This is a genomic window from Agromyces humi, assembly GCF_009720255.1.
GTDB classification, from domain to species: Bacteria; Actinomycetota; Actinomycetes; order Actinomycetales; family Microbacteriaceae; genus Agromyces; species Agromyces humi.
On sequence record NZ_WJSP02000533.1, the window covers coordinates 1 to 2,033 of the forward strand.

Below are 2,033 nucleotides of genomic sequence, written 5' to 3' on the forward strand. Positions count from 1 at the left end.
CGAGCAGTGCCGCCCGAGCCTCCTGCAGGGTCGCGGCCCACTGCTCGGCCTGCGCCCGCGCCGCCGGGTCGGGGTAGAGCGACGGATGCCGCGCCGCGGACTCGGCCGCGTAGGCGTGTTCGACGAGCTCGGGGGTGAGGGGGGAATCGGGGGAGAGGCGCAGCACCTGCCGCGCCGTGAGAGCGTCCACAGCGTGATCGTATGGCCTCGCGGCGTCAGTCGTGCAGGATCGCCTGGAAGAGGTCGTGATCCTGCCAGCGGCCCGCGATCTTCAGGTACCGCGGCGCGAAGCCGATGCGCTCGAACCCGTTGCGCTCGAGCACGCGTTGCGAGGCGGCGTTGTGCGGCAGCGTCGCCGCCTGCACGCGGTGCAGGTCGAGCTCGTCGCGCGACATCCGGAGGACCTCGCGCACCGCCGACGTGGCGATGCCCCGGCCGTTCCGGGCGCCGTCCACCCAGTAGCCCAGATTGGCGCTCTGGAACGGTCCGCGGACGATGCCCGAGAGCGTGAAGCGCCCGATGATGCGTCCGGTCGACCGCTCCTCGAGCGTGAGGGGGACGGATGCCCCGGAGACGGCGCTCGCGAGCTGCGCGTCGACGTCGGCGGCCTGCCCCTGCTCGGTGAAGAACGCGTCCTCGCGCGCCGGCTCCCACGGGGCGAGGTGCTCGCGATTGCGCACGTACGCGGCGGCGAGGGCGGCCGCGTCGCCGGCGTCGAGGAGCCGGAGCACGAGGTCGTCGGCGAGCGGAACGGCACGGATCATCCTTCGATCCTATGGAGCCGGGCTCAACCGGCCGGGTGACGATGTCGCCGGTCGGTGAGACGATGGGCTGGTGCCCGAGCTTCCCGAGGTGGACGCGCTCGTGGGGTTCCTCCGCGAGCGCGCAGTGGGTCACGCCATCACGTCGGCCACGGTCGCAGCGATCTCGGCGCTGAAGACCTTCGATCCGCCGTTGCAGCAGCTCAACGGCGCGACGATCCTCGCGGCGAGCCGGCACGGCAAGTTCGTCGACCTCGCGGTGGGCGACCTGCATCTCGTGTTCCACCTGGCGCGTGCCGGCTGGCTCCGGTGGTACGACGAGCTGCCCAAGACCGTGATCCGTCCCGGCAAGTCGCCCATCGCGCTGCGCGTGCGACTCGACGACGGCGCCGGGTTCGACCTCACCGAGGCCGGCACGAAGAAGTCGCTGGCGGTCTACGTCGTGCGCGACCCGGCCGAGGTGCCCGGCATCGCCCGGCTCGGACCCGACCCGACGGCGCCCGACTTCTCGCTCGACGACTTCGCGGGCATCCTCGCCGGCCGCCGTACCCAGATCAAGGGGCTGCTGCGCGACCAGTCGGTGTTCGCCGGCGTCGGCAACGCCTACTCCGACGAGATCCTCCACAACGCGCGCATGTCGCCGTACGCGCTCGCCGCCAAGCTGAAGCCCGATGACGTCGAGCGCCTCTACCACGCGCTGCGCGACACGCTGTCCGACGCGATCGCGGCCGCCGCAGGCCGCCCGCCCGAGCAGCTCAAGGACTCGAAGCGCACCCGCATGCAGGTGCACGGCCGCACGGGAGAGGCCTGCCCGGTGTGCGGCGACACCGTGCGCGAGGTCATCTTCGCGGACTCGACGTTCCAGTACTGCCCGACCTGCCAGACGGGCGGCAAGCCCCTCGCCGATCGGGTGCTCTCGCGTCTGCTCAAGTGATTCGGCGGGGCATCGCCGAGTCGTGATGTCGGATGCCGCTGCCAGACTCGTCGCGATGACCGACGCACTCCACACCCAACGCCTCCTGCTCACGCCGCTCACCCTCGACCACCTCGACGACTACCACCGCGTCTACGGCGACCCGCGCACCTGGGAGCACCTGCCGGCCGGCCGGCACACGAGCCGTGGGCAGTCGGCGCAGGCGATCGAGCGCTCGATGCAGAGCCTCCGCGCCTCGGGGTTCGGGCACTGCGCCGTCGTGCTCCGCACACCCGTCGGCGCGCTCGGCCCGGGATCGTTCGTCGGGTCGGCGGGCGCATCGATGCTGCCGTTCGGCG

At 72.3% G+C, this 2,033-nt stretch carries 4 protein-coding genes; 2 read left to right on the forward strand and 2 right to left on the reverse strand.

Annotated elements, in window-relative coordinates; genetic code table 11:
• Together GH736_RS21865 and GH736_RS21870 are read right to left on the reverse strand one after the other, a co-directional pair.
• Positions 1–190, reverse strand: a 190-nt coding sequence (locus tag GH736_RS21865) for a hypothetical protein (protein ID WP_203230904.1), incomplete at its 3' end; no start/stop codon positions are given.
• 25 nt (positions 191–215) lie between these two features.
• Positions 216–764 carry a GNAT family N-acetyltransferase gene (locus GH736_RS21870; protein WP_159607050.1) on the reverse strand — a complete coding sequence of 183 codons (549 nt, stop codon included), beginning with the start codon at positions 762–764 and terminating at the stop codon, positions 216–218.
• 70 nt (positions 765–834) lie between these two features.
• Between GH736_RS21870 and GH736_RS21875 the strand changes: the two genes are divergently transcribed.
• Together GH736_RS21875 and GH736_RS21880 are read left to right on the forward strand one after the other, a co-directional pair.
• Positions 835–1,695, forward strand: a complete 861-nt coding sequence (locus GH736_RS21875) for an Fpg/Nei family DNA glycosylase (RefSeq protein WP_159607052.1) — start codon at positions 835–837, stop codon at positions 1,693–1,695.
• 55 nt (positions 1,696–1,750) lie between these two features.
• Positions 1,751–2,033: GNAT family N-acetyltransferase (locus GH736_RS21880; RefSeq protein WP_159607054.1), on the forward strand; the 283-nt coding region annotated here is incomplete at its 3' end.